Genomic DNA, 18,154 nt, shown 5'->3' on the forward strand with positions numbered 1-18,154 from the left:
TCACGACACGGCGGTCAGGGCACGGCGGGCGACGCCGGCCCGGTCAGGCGCACCCGCCGGCCGCCGGTCAGGAGTAGCGGTCCTCGTGCCCCAGCTGGAGTTCACGCTCCGTGCGTCCCCCGGCCGCGACCTGCAGCACCGTCGCCACGGGCGGATAGCCCGCCGCGATGACCGTGTACTCGCCGGACGACAGATCGACGAAGCGGAAGGTCCCCTCGGGGCCCGTGGTGAGGGTGTCGACGACGTTCCCGGCGGCGTCGAGCAGGGTCACCCGCGCGTCCTCGACGGGCCGCCCGCCGCCCGCGCGCACCGTCCCGCGCAGGACCGCGCCGCCGGCGAGCTCGATGTCCTGGCGGGTCTCCCGGGACGCCTGCACGCTGACGGGCAGCGCGGCGGGACGGAACGCCGGTGCGCTCGCCGCGAGGGTGTACTCCCCCGCCACCAGTTCGCCGATCACGTAGCCGCCCTCACGGCCGCTGCGGGTGGACGCGACGACCTCGCCGCGCACGTCGGTCAGCGTCACCGCGGCGTCGCGCACGGGGCTGCCGTCGGCGGTGACCACGTTGCCGGCGAGCCGGCCGGCGCCGCCGAGGACGACGTCCAGGTCGACCGGCCGTTCGCCGACGGTGACGGACACGGCCTGCGGCTGGTGGCCGCCGGCCGCGGCGATGAGGACGTACGAGCCGGAGCCGGGGACGCTGAGGGCGTACCGCCCGTCCTCGCCGCTCGCCCCGCGTCCGATCTGCTGTCCGCGGATGTCGATGAGGGTGAGCGCGGCGCGGGGCACCGTGCTGCCGTCGTGGTGCTGGACCGTGCCGCAGACGGGCACTCCCGCGCTGGGGGCCGGCGCCGGGGCGGGGGCGACGGGCGCCGTTCGCGCATGGGGTACGGACGTGGGCTCGGCGGCCGTGGGGGCGTTGTGGGTCACCAGCGGTTTCTCCTTGAGGAAGAAGGCGAGGATCAGGCCGAGGACGAGCACCGGCACGAGGTAGAGGAAGATCCGCGGCATCGCGTCGGCGTACGCCTGGATGTAGCCGTCGCGCAGGGCGGGCGGCATCGCGTGCACGAGCTGCGGGGTGATGGCCTCGGCCTCGGGCATGCCCTCGGGGGTCGCGGGGATGCGGTCGGCCAGGGCGTCGGTGAGCCGGTCGGCGAAGAGGGTGCCGAAGACGGCCGCGCCGACGCTGCCGCCGATCTGGCGGAAGTAGTTGTTGGCGCTGGTGGCGGTGCCGAGGTCGGCCGGCGGTACGGAGTTCTGCACCGCCAGGATCAGCACCGGCAGTACCATGCCCACGCCGATGCCGAGGACCGCCTGCCAGACCGAGTAGGTGAGCCGGGAGGTGTCGGTCTCCAGACCCGACAGCAGCCACATGCCGACGGCCGAGAGGGCGGTGCCGGCCACCGGATGGATCCTGTACCGGCCGGTGCGGCTGATGAGGTGCCCGGAGACGATCGACGCGACGACGATGCCGCCCATCATGGGGAGCATCAGCAGCCCGGACTCGGTGGCGCTGGCACCGTCGACCATCTGCAGGAACGTGGGCAGGTAGCTGGCCGCGCCGAAGAGGGCGACGCCCACCACCGCCCCGACGAGACCGGTCACGTTGAAGACCGAGTCGCGGAACAGCCGCAGGGGGATGACCGGTTCGGGCGCATAGTGCTCCACGACCAGGAACAGCAGGGTCGTTCCGGCGGCGCCCGCGGCGAGGGCGAGGATGACGCGCGAGTCCCATGCGTACTCGGTGCCGCCCCAGCTGGTCAGCAGAACCAGGCAGGTGGACGCGGCCGCCAGGAGCAGGGCGCCGAGGACGTCGAAGCGGGCTCTCGCGGGCGGCTTCGGGAGCTTCAGCACGACGGCCACGACGGCGAGTGTGACGAGGCCGAACGGAACGTTGAAGTAGAAGCACCAGCGCCAGGACACGTGATCGGTGAAGAAGCCGCCGAGGAGCGGGCCGGCGACCGAGGCGAGCCCGAAGGCGGCGCCGATGAGGCCCATGAAGCGGCCGCGTTCCCTGGCCGGGACGATGTCGGCGATGATCGCCTGGACGCCGATCATCAGCCCGCCGGCACCGATTCCCTGGACGGCACGGAAGGCGATGAGTTCGTCCATCGTGCGGGACCAGCCCGCGAGGGCCGAACCGATGACGAACACGACGATGGCGAACTGGAAGACGCCCTTGCGGCCGTAGAGGTCACCGAGCTTCCCGTAGACCGGCAGCCCGATGGTGGCGGTGAGCAGGTAGGCGGTGATCGCCCAGGACATCCGGTCCAGGCCCTGGAGTTCACCCACGATCTTCGGCAGGGCGGTGGCGACGATCATCTGCTCCAGGGCGGCGAGCAGCAGCGCGAGCATCAGACCGAAGAACACGAGACGGACCCGCCGGGGGCTGAGCGCGGCCGTGTCGCCGGCTCCGGGGGCGGGGGACACGGGGGGTGCGGGCGGACCGGCCGTCCCGGCGGTCCGCCCGTCCTTCACCAGAGTGATCCCGCCCACGTACTGCTCCCCTCGTCGCGGTTGCGCCGCGCCATTCTTCGCATTACACGCCAAGAGGGATCAAGCGGGCCGCTTGCCGCGAGGAGGGGGCGCGGATGGGGCGGATGGGGTCCGGGGGCGCACAACAGTCGCCCATCAGGCGCTTTCCTGTCTCCCGAGTACGCCGGGGACCCCGCGGGCCCACGAGGAAAACCACTCGATCCGGTGACCCGTGCGAGGCTCCGGAAGAAGGGAGTTCACCTCCGGTCAGAGCGAAGCCGCTTGGGGTGCCGGGGCCTTGCGGGACCACATCGCCCGTGGACGGGGCGGCCGTTCGAGCGGACCGGCACCGAAGACACCGGTGTTCGAACGGGCGGCGCCCGAGGGGTTCGGTACCCGACGGGCCACGCCAGGGGGCCCGGCATCCGAGGGAATCGGCGCTCGCTCCGAGCGGTGCTCCGGGAACTCACTTCTCCACTTCGGCGGCGAGATTCGCGAGCACCTCGTCGTAGATCCGGGCGAGGCCCTTGGGGGCGAAGGTGCGCTCGAAGAATCCGCCGATGCCGCCGGCGCCGTTCCAGACGCTGGTGACCACGACCCGGGAGCGGCCCTCACCCGCGGGCGTCACGGTCCAGGTGGTGACCATCGAGGAGTTGCGGTCCTTCTCGACGAGCTGACCGTCGGTCGGCTCGGTCACCTCGAGGAGGCAGTCGCGGATGCGCTTGCTGGTGGCCTGGAGCTTCCAGTGGACGAGGGTGCCCTCGCCGTCGCCGCCCTCGCGCACCTGGTACTCGCTGAAGTGCCCGGGCAGGAGCTTCGCGCGGGTGTCCTTGTAGTCGGCCAGCGCGTCGAACACGGCCTCCGCGCCCCCCGCGACGATCCGCTCCGTCGTGGCCTCGACCTGCGCCATCGCTTCTCCTTCAGCACTCGGTTCCTGCGGTCCGGCCAAGCCAATCACCTCCGCGGCGGCCGCCCAAAATCGGGGTTGCGGCGATCAAGGGAACAGGTGTTCTATTCTGTGGTCAGTGCTACCGAGGAGGCGCCCATGCGCTGGGACAATCTCGCCGAGAACAGCAGGAACGCCACGGACCCCGACGGCGCGGCCCTGCCCGGGGACGCCGCGCTCTTCGGTACGGACGCCGTGACCACACGGACCTTCGACACACCGGAGTTCCGGGGGATGACCTTCCACGAGGTGCGGGCCCGCTCGATCCTGAACCGGGTGCCCGGGGCCTCGCGCATGCCGTTCGAGTGGACGGTGAACCCCTACCGCGGCTGCACCCATGCCTGCGTGTACTGCTTCGCCCGCAAGACGCACAGCTATCTGGACCTCGACACCGGGCACGGATTCGACAGCCAGATCATCGTCAAGGTCAACGCCCCCGAGCTGCTGCGCCGGCAGCTGGGCTCCCGGCGCTGGCAGGGCGCGCACGTCGCCATGGGCACCAACGTCGACTGCTACCAGCGCGCGGAGGGGCGCTACCGGCTGATGCCCGGCATCATCGGCGCGCTGCGCGACCACGCCAACCCGTTCTCGATCCTCACCAAGGGCACGCTGATCCTGCGCGACCTCGACCTGCTGCGGCAGGCCGCGGACGTGACCGAGGTCGGCATCTCCGTGTCGGTCGGCTTCACGGACGGCGAGTTGTGGCGGTCCGTCGAGCCGGGCACGCCGGCCCCGGAGCGGCGCCTCGACGTGGTCCGCACGCTCGCGGACCACGGCATCGGCTGCGCGGTCCTGATGGCGCCGGTCATCCCCTTCCTGAGCGACCACCCGGACCAGCTGCGCGCGACCGTGCGGGCGATCGCCTCGGCCGGGGCGACGTCCGTGACGCCACTCGTGCTGCATCTGCGGCCGGGGGCGCGCGAGTGGTTCATGGCGTGGCTGGCACGGGAGCGTCCGCATCTGGTGCGGCGGTACGAGCGGCTCTATGCGGAGGGCGCCTACGCCCCCAAGTGGTACCAGCGGCGCATCACCCGCCATGTGCACGAACTGGCCGCGGAATTCGGCATCGGACCGGCACGGCGGGGCGCCCCGAGGCGCGTTCCGGCACCTGCCGAGCCTTTCCTCGCCGAGCCGGAGGCCACCCAGCTCACCCTGCTCTGAGCGCCGTTCGGGGATTCCGCAGCACGCGCCCGTCGCGCCGCCGGAGCCGAACGGACCCTCACCAAACGGGTCGTTTCCTCAAGAAACATGTCCGTACCAGGTGATATCGGGGAACTCTGCCCCGGGGCTCTGCCGCCCGGGCGCGCCCCGCCATCCCGGGAGGACATGTGAACAGACGGGCAGGAGTGCTGGTCGCCATGGGGGCGACGGTGGCCGGACTGGTGACCGGTGCGCCGTCCGCCGCGACCGCGGGCCCCGTGGCCCCGCGCGCGGCCGCGCTGAAGTGGACCGGCTGCGCGACCGAGGAGCACCCGAGGCTCGAATGCGCCTCGCTCCAGGTACCGCTGGACCACGGCGACCCGCAGGGCACGAAGATCACGCTCGCGCTCTCGCGGATCCGGCACACGTCGAAGACCTTCCAGGGCCCCCTGCTGGTCAACCCGGGCGGTCCGGGGGCGTCCGGGCTGAAGACCGCCGGGTTCGTGGCCGCTTCGCTGCCCGCCGGACTGGCGGCGCAGTACGACGTGATCGGCTTCGACCCGCGTGGTGTGGGCCGGTCACGGCCGGCACTCGACTGCCGCCCCGGGCACTTCGCCCCCGTACGCCCCGACTCGCTGCCGCTCGACCGGAAGACCGAACTGGCCAACCTCTCCAGGGCCCGTTCCTTCGCGCTGGGCTGCGCGACCCGGCACACCGAGCTGCTGCCCCACATGAACACGGTCAGCATGGCGAAGGACCTCGACCTCGTCCGGCAGGCCCTGGGCGCCGCCAGGATCAGCTACCTGGGGTACTCCTACGGCACCTACCTCGGCGCCGTGTACGCGAAATACTTCCCCCAGCGGGTGCGGCGCGCGGTGCTCGACTCGGTGGTCGACCCGGACAAGGTCTGGTACCGCGCGAACCTGGCCCAGAATCTGGGATTCGACGCGCGCCACAAGGCGTTCACGGCCTGGGTGGCGAAGCACCACGCGACGTACCGGCTGGGCAGCGACCCGGCCCAGGTGGAGGCCGCGTGGTACTCGATGCGCTCGGCGCTCGCCAAAGCGCCCGTGGGAGGCGAGATCGGCCCGTCCGAACTCGAGGACACCTTCCTGCCGGGCGGCTACTACAACGGCTTCTGGCCCTACCTCGCCGACGCGTTCGCGGCGTTCGCCCGCGGCCGGGACACCAGGCCGCTGGTGGAGGTGTACCGGACCTTCGCCGCGGTCGACAAGGAGGGCGAGAACGCCTACTCCGTCTACGCGGCGGTGCAGTGCAGGGACGCCGCCTGGCCGCGGAACTGGGGGACCTGGCGCCTGGACAACGGGGCGGCCCACGCCAAGGCCCCGTTCTCCACCTGGAACAACGCCTGGTACAACGCTCCCTGCCTGTTCTGGCCCCTCGCGCCTCTCGGGCGGACCGACGTCGCCAACGACAAGGTGCCGCCGGTGCTGATCCTCCAGGCCACGGACGACGCGGCGACCCCCTACGAAGGAGCCGTCACCGTCCACCGCAAGCTGCGGGGCTCCCGTCTCGTCGTCGAGCAGGGCGGCGGCAACCACGCCACCTCGCTGAGCGGGAACGCCTGCATGGACCGCCATGTGACGGACTATCTGGCCACCGGGAAGCTCCCTCCGGCCGCGCTCACGGGCGAGGCGGACGCGTACTGCGCGACGGGCAAGGAGCCGGAGCCGCTGAAGCCCGGGGTGCGCACGGGTGTGCCGGACGCGGACAGGGCCGGTGCCGCGCTGCACCGGATCCTCGGTCACCGCAACTGACCGGTCGGCGTCACCGGCGGGTCGCGGCAACCTGCCGGTCGTCCTCGCCGATGTGACGCGACGCCGCCCGGTCCTCGCGGGGCGTTGCCCAGGGCCGTCGGGTCCGGCGCCGCCGCTGGGAGGACCGGGCGGTGCGCTGCCGGTGTCGTGCGCGAGGATGAGCCCATGAGCACGCACGGGACACCACCACGCGGCCCCGGCGGGCATCGACCGGCCCCGGCGGGTCCTGCGCGGATCCTCGTCCGGGAGATGGCGGACGCCGACTGCGAGGCGGTCGCCGCCGTTCGGGTCGGCGGCTGGCGGCACGCCTACGCCGGGCTGATGCCGCAGTCGTACCTCGACGCCATGGACGTGTCGGAGGACGCCGAGCGGCGCAGGGCCCACCTGGCCGCCGCCGGGGCCGCCGGCGTGGTGCATCTGGTCGCGGAACACGCCGGCGAGGTGGCCGGCTGGGGTTGCTACGGGCCGTACCGCGAGGAGGGCACGACGACGGCCGACGGCGAGGTGTACGCGCTGTACGTACGGCCGGAGCGGATCGGCACGGGCCTCGGGCGGGCGCTGATGGACGCGCTGCTGGCGCGCGCCGAGTCGGACGGCCGGCCCGCGCTGCTGCTGTGGGTGCTCGAGGAGAACGCGCGGGCGCGCCGCTTCTACGAGAAGGCCGGATTCCTGCCGGACGGAGCGGAGGAGCCGTTCGAGGTGGACGGTGTGGCGGGTCCGGAGGTCCGCTACGGCAGGCGGCTGAGTGCCGCGGAGGCGGCGGCGGACAGGCGGGGATGAGCCAGGGCCGACTCCAGCACCGGACGGGCGCGCTCGTCGGCGAGTGCGCCGAGCCCCTCCACACAGGCGAGGGCGACGCGCCAGTGCGGGTCGCCGGGGACGAGTCTCCGGCCGAGGGCGGTGATGAGCGCGGGCGCGGACTCGGGTGCGCGCAGGGTCGTGAGGAGCCGCACGGGGGTGAGCGCGTAGGCGACGCGCAGTTCGTTGGTGGCGAGGGCGGCGGCGGCCGCCGCGGTGCGGGGATCACCGAGCCTGCCCAGGGCGTACGAGGCCGACAGGCAGCGCTCCGGGTCGCGGTGGTTGAGCAGCAGCACGAGAGGCTCGAAAGAGCGGCGGTCGCCGGCGCAGCCGAGCCGGAAGGCCGCTATCTCCCGTGCCCACAGGGGCAGTTGGGTCTGGGTGAGTACGGTCGCCAGTGCGTCGGGATCCGCGATGGCGGTCAGCCGCCGGTGCAGTTCCTCGTCCGCCGGCCCGCTCAGCTCGCGGCGCGTGCGGCGTGCCAGATCCTCGAGGTCCGCGTCCATGCGAGCAGCCTAGGGCTGTCCCGCGCTCCCCGGTGGGGCTCTTCGCGGATCGCCACCCGTGGGGGTCGGCGCGGCGCCGGCCGGTTCCGGCCCGCCCCGTGGGCGCCCCGGAAGCCGCGGCCCGGGTCGCGAGCGGCGGCCCGGCGTTCCGACATGCGCGATTCGTCCGGTCGCGGCACAGATCACATCCGCGCAGGGCTGGCGCGCTCGTTACCCGCCAGTTAATCTCAAGTGAGCGGGCAACACCCGCTCTGCTCTCGGCGGCCTGGTGACGCAGCCGCCCGGGGGTGACTCCCAGGCCGTACGGCCCGGGAGAGCCGGTCGGTTCGGCAGTTCAGTACGGCGTGACTCCGGGACAGGGTCCGTCGCCATCTTCATCGCGACACGCACTCTGCGCGTGCCGTGCGCCCCTCCGGTCCGCGACGCGGACCGCCATCGGCGCCCTGCGGCACGTACGCCCTCCCTCAGTCGTCACTCACTCCTGGAGTCCCGTGATGGACACCCCTCTCTCCACCATCGCCGTCGTCGGTCTCGGCACCATGGGCACCGGTATCGCCGAAGTGCTCGCCCGGGCCGGGCGTGAGGTCATCGGCATCGACGTCAGCGAGACCGCCGCACGCCACGCCGTCACCGCCCTCGAAGCGTCCACCGCACGCGCCGTGCAGCGTGAGCGACTGACCGAGGAGGAGCGGCGGAACGTGCTCGCCCGCTTCCGTACCTTCTCCGACCTCCAGGCGGCCGCCGAGGCCGACCTCGTGATCGAGGTCGTGCCCGAGTCGTACGAGCAGAAGCAGCAGGTCTTCCGGGAGCTCGACGCCATCGTCCGCCCCGGCGCGATCCTGGCCACCGGCACCAACGCGCTGTCCGTGACCCGGCTCGCCGCCGACTCGGCGCGCCCGGAGCGGGTCCTCGGCATGCACTTCTTCAACCCGGCCCCCGCGATGAAGCTGGTCGAGGTGGTCTCCTCGGTGCTGACCGCCCCGCAGGCGGTGGAGGCCGTCACCGCACTCGCCCGCGACCTCGGCAAGGAGCCCGTCGCCGTCGGCGACCGGCCCGGCTTCGTCGCGGACGGGCTGCTCTTCGGCTACCTCAACCAGGCCGCGGCCATGTACGAGGCGAGGTACGCGTCCCGCGAGGACATCGACGCCGCGATGAAGCTGGGCTGCGGGCTGCCGATGGGCCCGCTGGCGCTGCTCGACCTGATCGGCATCGACACGGCCCGCACGGTCCTCGACGCGATGTACGCCGAGTCGCACGACCGGCTGCACGCGCCCGCGCCGATCCTGAAGCAGCTCAGCGAGGCGGGGCTGACCGGCCGCAAGGCGGGCCGCGGCTTCTACAGCTACGAGGCCCCGGACAGCGGCACGGTCGTCCGTGACGCACTGACGCCGCCGGAGGCCGCCGAGTCCGCCGCCGGCCGCCCGGTGAGCTCCGTCGGCGTCGCAGGCTCCGGCACGATGGCCGGCGGTATCGCCGAGGTGTTCGCGAAGGCCGGCTACGACGTGGTCCTCGCCGCCCGCAGCCAGGAGAAGGCCGAGACCGCCAAGGCCCGTATCGCCAAATCGCTTTCGCGCTCGGTCGACAAGGGCCGGATGACCGCCGAGGCCCGGGACGAGACGCTGGCGCGGATCACTCCGGCGGGCTCGCTGGACGCGTTCGCCGAGGTCGATCTGGCGCTGGAGGCCGTCGCGGAGGACCTGGAGGTCAAGCAGCAGCTGTTCGCGACGCTCGACAAGATCTGCAAGCCGGGCGCGATCCTCGCCACGACGACGTCCTCGCTGCCCGTCGTCGCCTGTGCCCGCGCCACCTCGCGGCCCCAGGACGTCATCGGGATGCACTTCTTCAACCCGGCCCCCGCGATGAAGCTGGTCGAGGTGGTGCGCACGGTCCTGACCTCGGACGACGTCCACGCCACGGTCCGCGGGGTGACGGCGAGGATCAGGAAGCACCCGGTCGACTGCGGCGACCGCGCAGGCTTCATCGTGAACGCGCTGCTGTTCCCGTACCTCAACAACGCGATCAAGATGGTGCAGGAGCACTACGCGACCCTCGACGACATCGACGCGGCGATGAAGCTCGGCGGCGGATACCCGATGGGTCCCTTCGAACTGCTCGACGTGGTCGGTCTCGACGTCTCCCTCGCCATCGAGAAGGTGCTGCACCGGGAGTTCCGTGACCCGGGGCTGGCCCCGGCGCCGCTGCTCGAGCACCTCGTGGCCGCGGGCTGCCTCGGCCGCAAGACGGGCCGCGGCTTCCGCGAATATGCCCGGCGCTGATTCCGGCCGCGCCAACGGAGCAGGCGGCCGACGGCGGGGCGCGCGGGTCAAGGAGCGGGGCGAGAGCCGGGCCCGGCAGAACGGCGGAGGAGAACGCTCGGTGCCCCTCCCGTGCCCGGAGGGCCACGGGGGAGGCGCTGCGCGAGACGAGAGCGCCGCCGGGCGACAGCCGTCGGCCCGTGACGCCGCCGACCCGGGCGTCGGCCACCGGGCCTGGGGCGGGCTGCTGGACGGAGCGGGCGGCCCGCCCCTGGAGGCGCAGTCCCCTGCGCGGATGCAGTACGTTCAGGGCATGTCCCAGCCCGCTGACGCCCCTCGACGCACCGCCCGGACCTCCTCCTCCGCGCCCGTCACGTCCGACGCCCCCGAGAGCGCCGCGGGGAGCCGCGCCGCCGCCCAGCGGCTCAAGATGCGCCGGGAGCTGGCGGCGGCGGCGATGGAGCTGTTCGCGACCAAGGGGTACGAGGCGACGACCGTCGACGAGATCGCCGCGGCGGCCGGGGTCGCCCGGCGCACCTTCTTCCGGCACTTCCGTTCCAAGGAAGAGGCGATCTTCCCCGACCACGACGACACGCTCGTGCGGGCCGAGGCCGTGCTGAACGCCGCTCCGGCGCACGAGCACCCGCTCGACACCGTGTGCCGGGGCATCAAGGAAGTCATGAAGATGTACGCGGCGTCGCCGGCGGTGTCCGTCGAGCGGTACCGCCTGACCCGCGAGGTGCCGACGCTGCGGGAGCGGGAGATCGCCTCGGTGGCCCGCTACGAGCGGCTCTTCACCCGCTATCTGCTGGGCCACTTCGACGAGCGCGACCACCACGACGGCAACGACGACCCGCTGCTCGCCGAGGTTGCAGCGTCCGCCGTGGTCACCGCCCACAACCATGTGCTGAGGCGATGGCTGCGGGCGGGCGGCCAGGGCGACGTGGAGGCCCAGCTCGACCACGCCTTCGCCATCGTCCGCGACACGTTCGGTTCCGGTATCGGCGCGGGGCGCGCCGGGACGGAACGAGCCGGGACGGAACGCGCTCCGGCCTCCGCGCAGGTGCAGACGGGCGACGAGGTCCTCGTCGCGGTGGCCCGCACCGACGCCCCGCTGCCCGAGGTGATGCGCACCATCGAGGAAGCGCTGCGCCGCCGCTGACCCGGCAGGTCCGGCCGGTGCCGACCGCACCCGGCGGGGGATTCCCGGCCGGGTGCGGGTCCGAGCCCCGGCCCGGGGACGGCGCCGAGCCGCCCGGCACCCCCACGACTCCCTGACGGCGCCGAAACGCCTGGACCGTCCGCCGCGCGGCCGAGGCGGGCGCCACGGCAACAGGGCGGCGAGCTGCACGAGTTCCGCGGACCGGCACCCCGGTCCGCCGCCGCCCGCGGGTTCCGCCCGCCCGCGCCGCCCGTGCCATCCGCGGGTTCCGCCCGCCCGCGCCGCCGCCCCTTGTGTGCCGCGGTCGGCCCTTGCCCGGCACCCCCGGCGCGCCCCCGCGGTGTCCGCGCCGGAACCGCGGCCCGGCCCCTTCAGCGCGGCACGGAGCCAGGGGCCCGCGTGACACCGAGGGCCGGAGGCCGCGTTCATGACATAGACCACACGGCCATTACCGACCGGTAGGGATCGCGCACACCAAGCGACGAAACCCGCGGCAGGGTGCGACGTTTTCGCAGGTCAGCGTGTAATTCGATCGATCATCGCTCATATGTGACGACGAGATTGCGTGCGAGTGAAATTGTTGGCACGCAGTGTCTTGCGAGCTGGCACGGCGTGCCATACGTTGAAGTTGTCCGGGCGGCCGGCGTGCAGAGAACTCTCGTACGCCGGCTGTCCCCGCAAGCCCCCCGGCTCGCGCGCCCGGACGCCTGCGTCACAGGCAACCTCCCGCGCACACCAGCGCTGCCAGCACCACCCGCCGAACCGACGGCACACCTCCACAGCAGCAGCACTCCCCGACGTTCCCCTCAGCGCTCTCGTCCGCGAGACGCCTCCCCCGGTCCCAGGACCGGGGAGACCCCATTCGCCGGAGGCACACCGTGAAGGAAATCCTGGACGCGATTCAGTCGCCGGACTCCACGTCCGCCGACTTCGCCGCACTGCCGCTCCCCGAGTCGTACCGTGCGGTGACCGTGCACAAGGACGAGACCGAGATGTTCGCGGGTCTCACCACGCGCGAGAAGGACCCGCGCAAGTCCCTGCACCTGGACGAGGTCCCGATTCCCGAGCTCGGCCCCGGTGAGGCCCTGGTGGCCGTGATGGCCAGCTCGGTGAACTACAACTCCGTGTGGACCTCGATCTTCGAGCCGCTGTCCACGTTCGGCTTCCTGGAGCGCTACGGCCGGCTCTCCGAGCTCACCAAGCGCCACGACCTGCCGTACCACATCATCGGCTCCGACCTCGCGGGCGTGGTGCTGCGCACCGGCCCGGGCGTCAACGCCTGGAACCCCGGCGACGAGGTCGTCGCCCACTGCCTCTCCGTCGAGCTGGAGTCGTCGGACGGCCACAACGACACGATGCTCGACCCCGAGCAGCGCATCTGGGGCTTCGAGACCAACTTCGGCGGTCTCGCCGAGATCGCCCTGGTGAAGTCCAACCAGCTGATGCCGAAGCCCAAGCACCTCAGCTGGGAGGAGGCCGCCGCCCCCGGCCTGGTCAACTCCACCGCCTACCGCCAGCTCGTCTCGCGGAACGGCGCGGCGATGAAGCAGGGCGACAACGTCCTGATCTGGGGCGCCAGCGGCGGCCTCGGCTCGTACGCCACCCAGTTCGCGCTGGCCGGCGGCGCCAACCCCATCTGTGTCGTCTCCAGCGAGCAGAAGGCCGACATCTGCCGGTCCATGGGCGCAGAGGCGATCATCGACCGCAGCGCCGAGGGCTACAAGTTCTGGAAGGACGAGCGGACCCAGGACCCGAAGGAGTGGAAGCGCTTCGGCAAGCGCATCCGCGAGTTCACCGGCGGCGAGGACATCGACATCGTCTTCGAGCACCCGGGACGCGAGACCTTCGGCGCGAGCGTCTACGTCACCCGCAAGGGCGGCACCATCACCACCTGCGCCTCTACCTCGGGCTACATGCACGAGTACGACAACCGCTACCTGTGGATGTCGCTGAAGCGCATCATCGGCTCCCACTTCGCCAACTACCGCGAGGCCTGGGAGGCCAACCGCCTCATCGCCAAGGGCAAGATCCACCCCACCCTGTCGAAGACGTACGCGCTGGAGGACACGGGCCAGGCCGCCCACGACGTCCACCGCAATGTGCACCAGGGCAAGGTCGGCGTCCTCTGCCTGGCGCCCGAAGAGGGCCTGGGCGTGCGCGACGAGGAGATGCGCGCCAAGCACCTCGACGCCATCAACCGCTTCCGGAACATCTGAGTCAGAGGTCCACCAGATGACAGAGCGTCAGAAGGACCGGCCGTGGCTCATGCGCACGTATGCCGGTCACTCCACGGCCGAGGCGTCCAACGAGCTGTACCGGCGCAACCTCGCCAAGGGCCAGACCGGCCTGTCGGTCGCGTTCGACCTGCCGACCCAGACCGGCTACGACCCCGACCACGTCCTCGCCCGCGGCGAGGTCGGCCGGGTCGGGGTCCCGGTCTCGCACCTCGGTGACATGCGGCGGCTGTTCCAGGACATCCCCCTGGAGCAGATGAACACCTCGATGACCATCAACGCCACCGCCATGTGGCTGCTGGCGCTCTACCAGGTGGTCGCGGAGGAGCAGGGCGCCGACATCACCAGGCTCCAGGGGACGACGCAGAACGACATCGTCAAGGAGTACCTGTCGCGCGGGACGCACGTGTTCCCGCCGGGGCCCTCCCTGCGCCTGACCACCGACATGATCACCTACACGGTGGCGAACATCCCCAAGTGGAACCCGATCAACATCTGCAGCTACCACCTGCAGGAGGCCGGGGCCACCCCCGTCCAGGAGATCGCCTACGCGATGTCGACGGCGATGGCCGTCCTCGACGCGGTGCGCGACTCCGGTCAGGTGCCGCAGGAGAAGTTCGGCGACGTCGTCGCCCGGATCTCCTTCTTCGTGAACGCGGGCGTCCGCTTCATCGAGGAGATGTGCAAGATGCGCGCCTTCGGCCGCATCTGGGAGAAGATCACGAGCGAGCGGTACGGCATCGAGAACCCCAAGCAGCGGCGCTTCCGCTACGGGGTCCAGGTCAACTCGCTCGGCCTGACCGAGGCGCAGCCGGAGAACAACGTCCAGCGCATCGTCCTCGAGATGCTGGCCGTGACGCTCTCCAAGGACGCCCGCGCCCGCGCCGTCCAGCTCCCGGCGTGGAACGAGGCCCTCGGCCTGCCCCGCCCCTGGGACCAGCAGTGGTCGCTGCGCATCCAGCAGGTCCTCGCACACGAGAGCGACCTGCTGGAGTACGAGGACATCTTCGCCGGCTCGCACGTCGTCGAGGCCAAGGTGAACGCCCTCGTCGAGGAGTCGCTCGCCGAGATCGAGCGCATCGAGGAGATGGGCGGCGCCATGGCGGCCGTCGAGTCCGGCTACCTCAAGTCGCAGTTGGTGTCCTCGCACGCCGAGCGGCGGGCCAGGATCGAGGCCGGCGACGAGAAGATCGTCGGCGTCAACATCTTCGAGACCACCGAGGAGAACCCGCTCACCGCGGACCTCGACACGGCGATCATGACGGTCGACCCGGCGAACGAGGCCCGTGTCGTCGCCAAGCTCCACGAGTGGCGCGACAACCGCGACGAGAGCCGCGCCCAGGACGCACTGGCCGCGCTCAAGGCCGCGGCGGCGGGCGACGCCAATCTGATGGCCGCCACGGTCGAGTGCGCCCGGGCGGGCGTCACCACCGGCGAGTGGGCCTGGGCGCTGCGGGACGTCTTCGGCGAGTTCCGCGCCCCGACCGGAGTGTCGTCGGCCCCGGTGGCCGTGACCGCCGAGGCGGGCACGCCGCTCGCCCTGGTCCGCGAGAAGGTGTCCCGCACCGCCGACGAACTCGGCTCGGGCCGGCTGCGGCTGCTGGTCGGCAAGCCGGGTCTGGACGGTCACTCCAACGGTGCCGAGCAGATCGCCGTACGGGCCCGCGACGCGGGCTTCGAGGTGGTCTACCAGGGCATCCGGCTCACGCCCGAGCAGATCGTCAGCGCCGCCCTCGCGGAGGACGTGCACTGCGTGGGGCTGTCGATCCTGTCCGGCTCGCACGCCGAGCTGGTACCGGACGTGCTGGAGCGCCTGCGTGAGGCGGGCGCGGCCGACATCCCGGTGATCGTCGGCGGGATCATCCCCAACGGCGACGCCGCGGAACTGAAGCGCGCGGGCGTGGCCGCCGTCTTCACCCCGAAGGACTTCGGTATCACGGAGATCATCGGACGTATCGTCGACGAGATCCGTCAAGCGAACAAGCTCGACCCCCTGGAGGTCCCCGCATGACAAGCCCCGTCAACCGGCTGCGACCGCGCCGGTCCTGCCTGGCGGTCCCCGGTTCGAACCCGCGCTTCCTGGAGAAGGCCCAGGGGCTGCCCGCGGACCAGGTCTTCCTGGACCTCGAGGACGCGTGCGCTCCGCTGGCCAAGCCGGAGGCCCGGCACACCATCGTGAAGTTCCTCAACGAGGGCGACTGGACGGGCAAGACGCGCGTCGTGCGGGTCAACGACTGGACGACCCACTGGACGTACCGGGACGTCGTCACGGTCGTCGAGGGCGCGGGCCAGAACCTCGACTGCATCATGCTGCCGAAGGTCCAGGACGCCCAGCAGGTCGTCGCCCTCGACCTGCTGCTGACGCAGATCGAGAAGACGATGGGCTTCGAGGTCGGCAAGATCGGCATCGAGGCGCAGATCGAGAACGCCCAGGGCCTCAACAACGTCAACGCGATCGCCCAGGCGTCGCCGCGCGTCGAGACGATCATCTTCGGCCCGGCCGACTTCATGGCCTCCATCAACATGAAGTCGCTGGTCGTCGGCGAGCAGCCGCCCGGCTACCCGGCGGACGCCTACCACTACATCCTGATGAAGATCCTGATGGCCGCACGGGCCAACAACCTGCAGGCGATCGACGGCCCCTACCTGCAGATCCGCAACATCGACGGCTACCGCGAGGTCGCACAGCGCGCCGCCGCGCTGGGCTTCGACGGCAAGTGGGTGCTGCACCCGGGCCAGGTCGAGGCGTCCAACGAGATCTTCTCGCCCTCGCAGGAGGACTTCGACCACGCCGAGCTGATCCTCGACGCGTACGACTACTACACGTCGGAGGCAGGCGGGAAGAAGGGCTCCGCGATGCTCGGCGACGAGATGATCGACGAGGCCAGCCGCAAGATGGCCCTGGTGGTCTCCGGCAAGGGCCGCGCCGCCGGCATGGCCCGTACCTCCAAGTTCGAAGCCCCGGAGGCGTAAGCGATGCAGTTCGGACGCACCTACGAGGAGTTCGAGGTCGGGGCCGTCTACAAGCACTGGCCTGGGAAGACGGTCACCGAGTACGACGACCACCTCTTCTGTCTCCTGACGATGAACCACCACCCGCTCCACATGGACACCAACTATGCGGAGAAGACGACGGATTTCGGGAAGAACGTCGTCGTGGGCAACTACATCTACTCGCTGCTGCTCGGCATGTCCGTGCCGGACGTCTCCGGCAAGGCCATCGCCAATCTGGAGATCGAGTCGCTGCGGCACGTGGCGCCGACCTTCCACGGCGACACGATCTACGGCGAGACGACGGTCCTCGACAAGACGCCCTCCCGGTCCAAGTCGGACCGCGGGATCGTCCACGTCGAGACCAAGGGCTACAAGCAGGACGGCACGCTCGTGTGCGTGTTCCGCCGCAAGGTGATGGTCCCCACCGAGACGTACATCAAGGAGCGCGGCGGCGAGCAGCCCGGCCGGCCGGAGCTGATCGAGCCCACGAAGAAGGCGGAGAAGTAGCCATGGCCCGACTCGCCCAGACCGCCGGTCTGACCGACGTCCAGCAGGAGATCCTGTCGACGGTCCGCGACTTCGTCGACAAGGAGATCATCCCGGTCGCCACCGAGCTGGAGCACCGCGACGAGTACCCGCAGCAGATCGTCGACGGCCTCAAGGAGCTCGGGCTCTTCGGCCTGATGATCCCCGAGGAGTACGGTGGCCTGGGCGAGTCCCTGCTCACGTACGCACTGTGCGTGGAGGAGATCGCCCGGGGCTGGATGTCCGTCTCGGGCATCATCAACACGCACTTCATCGTGGCGTACATGCTGAAGCAGCACGGCACGCAGGAGCAGAAGGAGTACTTCCTCCCCCGGATGGCGGCAGGCGAGGTGCGCGGCGCGTTCTCGATGTCCGAGCCCGGGCTCGGCTCGGACGTGTCGGCCATCACGTCCAAGGCGGTCAAGGACGGCGACGAGTACGTCCTCAACGGCCAGAAGATGTGGCTGACCAACGGCGGCACGTCGACGCTCGTGGCCGTTCTGGTCCGGAGTGACGAAGGACACCCGGAGGGCACGGCCCCGCACAAGTCGATGACGACCTTCCTCGTCGAGAAGGAGCCCGGCTTCGGCGAGGTGCGGCCCGGCCTCACCATCCCGGGGAAGATCGACAAGATGGGCTACAAGGGCGTCGACACGACCGAGCTCATCATGGACGGACTTCGCATTCCGGCCAATCGCGTCCTCGGCGGCACGACCGGCCGAGGGTTTTACCAAATGATGGACGGCGTCGAGGTGGGCCGCGTCAACGTGGCGGCCCGTGGCTGCGGCGTCGCCCAGCGTGCCTTCGAGCTGGGTGTCGGATACGCCCAGCAGCGTCACACTTTCGGCAAGCCGATCGCCCAGCACCAGGCCATCCAGTTCAAGCTGGCGGAGATGGCTACCAAGGTCGAGGCGGCCCATGCGATGATGGTCAACGCAGCCCGCAAAAAGGACTCCGGGGAGCGAAACGACCTGGAGGCCGGGATGGCGAAGTACCTCGCCTCCGAGTACTGCAAGGAAGTCGTCGAGGACGCCTTCCGGATCCACGGCGGTTACGGCTTCTCCAAGGAGTACGAGATCGAGCGCCTCTACCGGGAGGCCCCGATGCTGCTGATCGGCGAAGGTACCGCCGAGATCCAGAAAATGATCATCGGGCGCCGCCTCCTCGAGGAATACCGGTTCCAGGGCTGAATGGGGCTTTTGAGTCGGTTCGGCCGCGAAGAAGATCACATTCCGGCAGCCTTTGCCGAAGGCTTCCGGCCGACCGACTCGGCTTCTGGCTTTCCCAGTTGCGGCCCGTAACCGATAACATCGCCAGAAAGCCGCCGTCCCCCTTGTTGCCAG

13 protein-coding genes are annotated in these 18,154 nt (G+C 71.1%); 10 read left to right on the forward strand and 3 right to left on the reverse strand.

Translation table 11 applies throughout. The annotated features are described in order from the left end of the window. Positions 1 to 67: 67 nt before the first annotated feature. Positions 68 to 2,494, reverse strand: a complete 2,427-nt coding sequence (locus BLT82_RS28005) for an MFS transporter (protein ID WP_093659764.1) — start codon at positions 2,492 to 2,494, stop codon at positions 68 to 70. Positions 2,495 to 2,939: 445 nt separating this feature from the next. Continuing rightward, positions 2,940 to 3,383 carry an SRPBCC family protein gene (locus BLT82_RS28010; protein ID WP_093659766.1) on the reverse strand — a complete coding sequence of 148 codons (444 nt, stop codon included), beginning with the start codon at positions 3,381 to 3,383 and terminating at the stop codon, positions 2,940 to 2,942. Positions 3,384 to 3,518: 135 nt separating this feature from the next. Here BLT82_RS28010 and BLT82_RS28015 point away from each other — a divergent pair, with 135 nt between their 5' ends. The 3 genes from BLT82_RS28015 to BLT82_RS28025 all read left to right on the forward strand — a co-directional run bounded on the left by BLT82_RS28015 (position 3,519) and on the right by BLT82_RS28025 (position 7,117). Then, entirely contained in the window at positions 3,519 to 4,580 is a 1,062-nt protein-coding gene (locus tag BLT82_RS28015) for an Rv2578c family radical SAM protein (RefSeq protein ID WP_093659768.1), read from the forward strand. A 167-nt stretch (positions 4,581 to 4,747) separates the two neighbouring features. Then, the gene (locus BLT82_RS28020; protein WP_093659770.1) at positions 4,748 to 6,337 is read left to right on the forward strand and encodes an alpha/beta hydrolase; all 1,590 of its coding nucleotides are present in this window, start codon (positions 4,748 to 4,750) and stop codon (positions 6,335 to 6,337) included. A 165-nt stretch (positions 6,338 to 6,502) separates the two neighbouring features. After that, positions 6,503 to 7,117, forward strand: coding sequence for a GNAT family N-acetyltransferase (locus BLT82_RS28025; RefSeq protein WP_093659772.1), 615 nt, complete (start codon positions 6,503 to 6,505; stop codon positions 7,115 to 7,117). On the opposite strand, the gene BLT82_RS28030 is transcribed toward BLT82_RS28025, so the two are convergent. Then, the gene (locus BLT82_RS28030; protein ID WP_093659774.1) at positions 7,066 to 7,641 is read right to left on the reverse strand and encodes a HEAT repeat domain-containing protein; all 576 of its coding nucleotides are present in this window, start codon (positions 7,639 to 7,641) and stop codon (positions 7,066 to 7,068) included. The genes BLT82_RS28025 and BLT82_RS28030 overlap by 52 nt on opposite strands. A gap of 494 nt (positions 7,642 to 8,135) precedes the next feature. Between BLT82_RS28030 and BLT82_RS28035 the strand changes: the two genes are divergently transcribed. From BLT82_RS28035 to BLT82_RS28065, 7 genes are all read left to right on the forward strand, one after another. Beyond that, positions 8,136 to 9,917: a 3-hydroxyacyl-CoA dehydrogenase family protein gene (locus tag BLT82_RS28035; protein WP_093659776.1), complete on the forward strand. Its 1,782-nt coding sequence runs from the start codon at positions 8,136 to 8,138 to the stop codon at positions 9,915 to 9,917. A 292-nt stretch (positions 9,918 to 10,209) separates the two neighbouring features. Further along, the gene (locus tag BLT82_RS28040) at positions 10,210 to 11,058 is read left to right on the forward strand and encodes a TetR family transcriptional regulator (RefSeq protein ID WP_244529663.1); all 849 of its coding nucleotides are present in this window, start codon (positions 10,210 to 10,212) and stop codon (positions 11,056 to 11,058) included. An 878-nt stretch (positions 11,059 to 11,936) separates the two neighbouring features. Further along, the gene (gene ccrA, locus BLT82_RS28045; RefSeq protein WP_093659778.1) at positions 11,937 to 13,274 is read left to right on the forward strand and encodes a crotonyl-CoA carboxylase/reductase; all 1,338 of its coding nucleotides are present in this window, start codon (positions 11,937 to 11,939) and stop codon (positions 13,272 to 13,274) included. Positions 13,275 to 13,290: 16 nt separating this feature from the next. Further along, entirely contained in the window at positions 13,291 to 15,303 is a 2,013-nt protein-coding gene (locus BLT82_RS28050) for a protein meaA (RefSeq protein WP_093659780.1), read from the forward strand. Beyond that, a complete protein-coding gene (locus BLT82_RS28055; RefSeq protein ID WP_093659782.1) occupies positions 15,300 to 16,265 on the forward strand; it encodes an HpcH/HpaI aldolase/citrate lyase family protein in 966 nt (321 codons plus the stop codon). The genes BLT82_RS28050 and BLT82_RS28055 overlap by 4 nt, the downstream gene beginning before the upstream one ends. A 3-nt stretch (positions 16,266 to 16,268) precedes the next feature. Further along, positions 16,269 to 16,793 (forward strand): MaoC family dehydratase, encoded by a 525-nt coding sequence (locus BLT82_RS28060; protein ID WP_093659784.1) that lies wholly within the window; start codon positions 16,269 to 16,271, stop codon positions 16,791 to 16,793. Between the two features lie 2 nt (positions 16,794 to 16,795). Further along, positions 16,796 to 18,001 (forward strand): acyl-CoA dehydrogenase family protein, encoded by a 1,206-nt coding sequence (locus BLT82_RS28065; RefSeq protein ID WP_093659786.1) that lies wholly within the window; start codon positions 16,796 to 16,798, stop codon positions 17,999 to 18,001. The last annotated feature ends 153 nt before the right edge of the window (positions 18,002 to 18,154 follow it).

This window comes from Streptomyces wuyuanensis, from assembly GCF_900103455.1.
Taxonomy (GTDB): Bacteria; Actinomycetota; Actinomycetes; order Streptomycetales; family Streptomycetaceae; genus Streptomyces; species Streptomyces wuyuanensis.

Excerpts from the sequence above, each read along its gene's own strand:
- BLT82_RS28010 (WP_093659766.1), bottom strand. The coding sequence starts at position 3,383 with ATGGCGCAGGTCGAGGCCACGACGGAGCGGATCGTCGCGGGGGGCGCG.
- BLT82_RS28015 (WP_093659768.1), top strand. The coding sequence starts at position 3,519 with ATGCGCTGGGACAATCTCGCCGAGAACAGCAGGAACGCCACGGACCCC.
- BLT82_RS28025 (WP_093659772.1), top strand. The coding sequence starts at position 6,503 with ATGAGCACGCACGGGACACCACCACGCGGCCCCGGCGGGCATCGACCG.
- BLT82_RS28030 (WP_093659774.1), bottom strand. The coding sequence starts at position 7,641 with ATGGACGCGGACCTCGAGGATCTGGCACGCCGCACGCGCCGCGAGCTG.
- BLT82_RS28035 (WP_093659776.1), top strand. The coding sequence starts at position 8,136 with ATGGACACCCCTCTCTCCACCATCGCCGTCGTCGGTCTCGGCACCATG.
- BLT82_RS28040 (WP_244529663.1), top strand. The coding sequence starts at position 10,210 with ATGTCCCAGCCCGCTGACGCCCCTCGACGCACCGCCCGGACCTCCTCC.
- BLT82_RS28050 (WP_093659780.1), top strand. The coding sequence starts at position 13,291 with ATGACAGAGCGTCAGAAGGACCGGCCGTGGCTCATGCGCACGTATGCC.
- BLT82_RS28055 (WP_093659782.1), top strand. The coding sequence starts at position 15,300 with ATGACAAGCCCCGTCAACCGGCTGCGACCGCGCCGGTCCTGCCTGGCG.
- BLT82_RS28060 (WP_093659784.1), top strand. The coding sequence starts at position 16,269 with ATGCAGTTCGGACGCACCTACGAGGAGTTCGAGGTCGGGGCCGTCTAC.
- BLT82_RS28065 (WP_093659786.1), top strand. The coding sequence starts at position 16,796 with ATGGCCCGACTCGCCCAGACCGCCGGTCTGACCGACGTCCAGCAGGAG.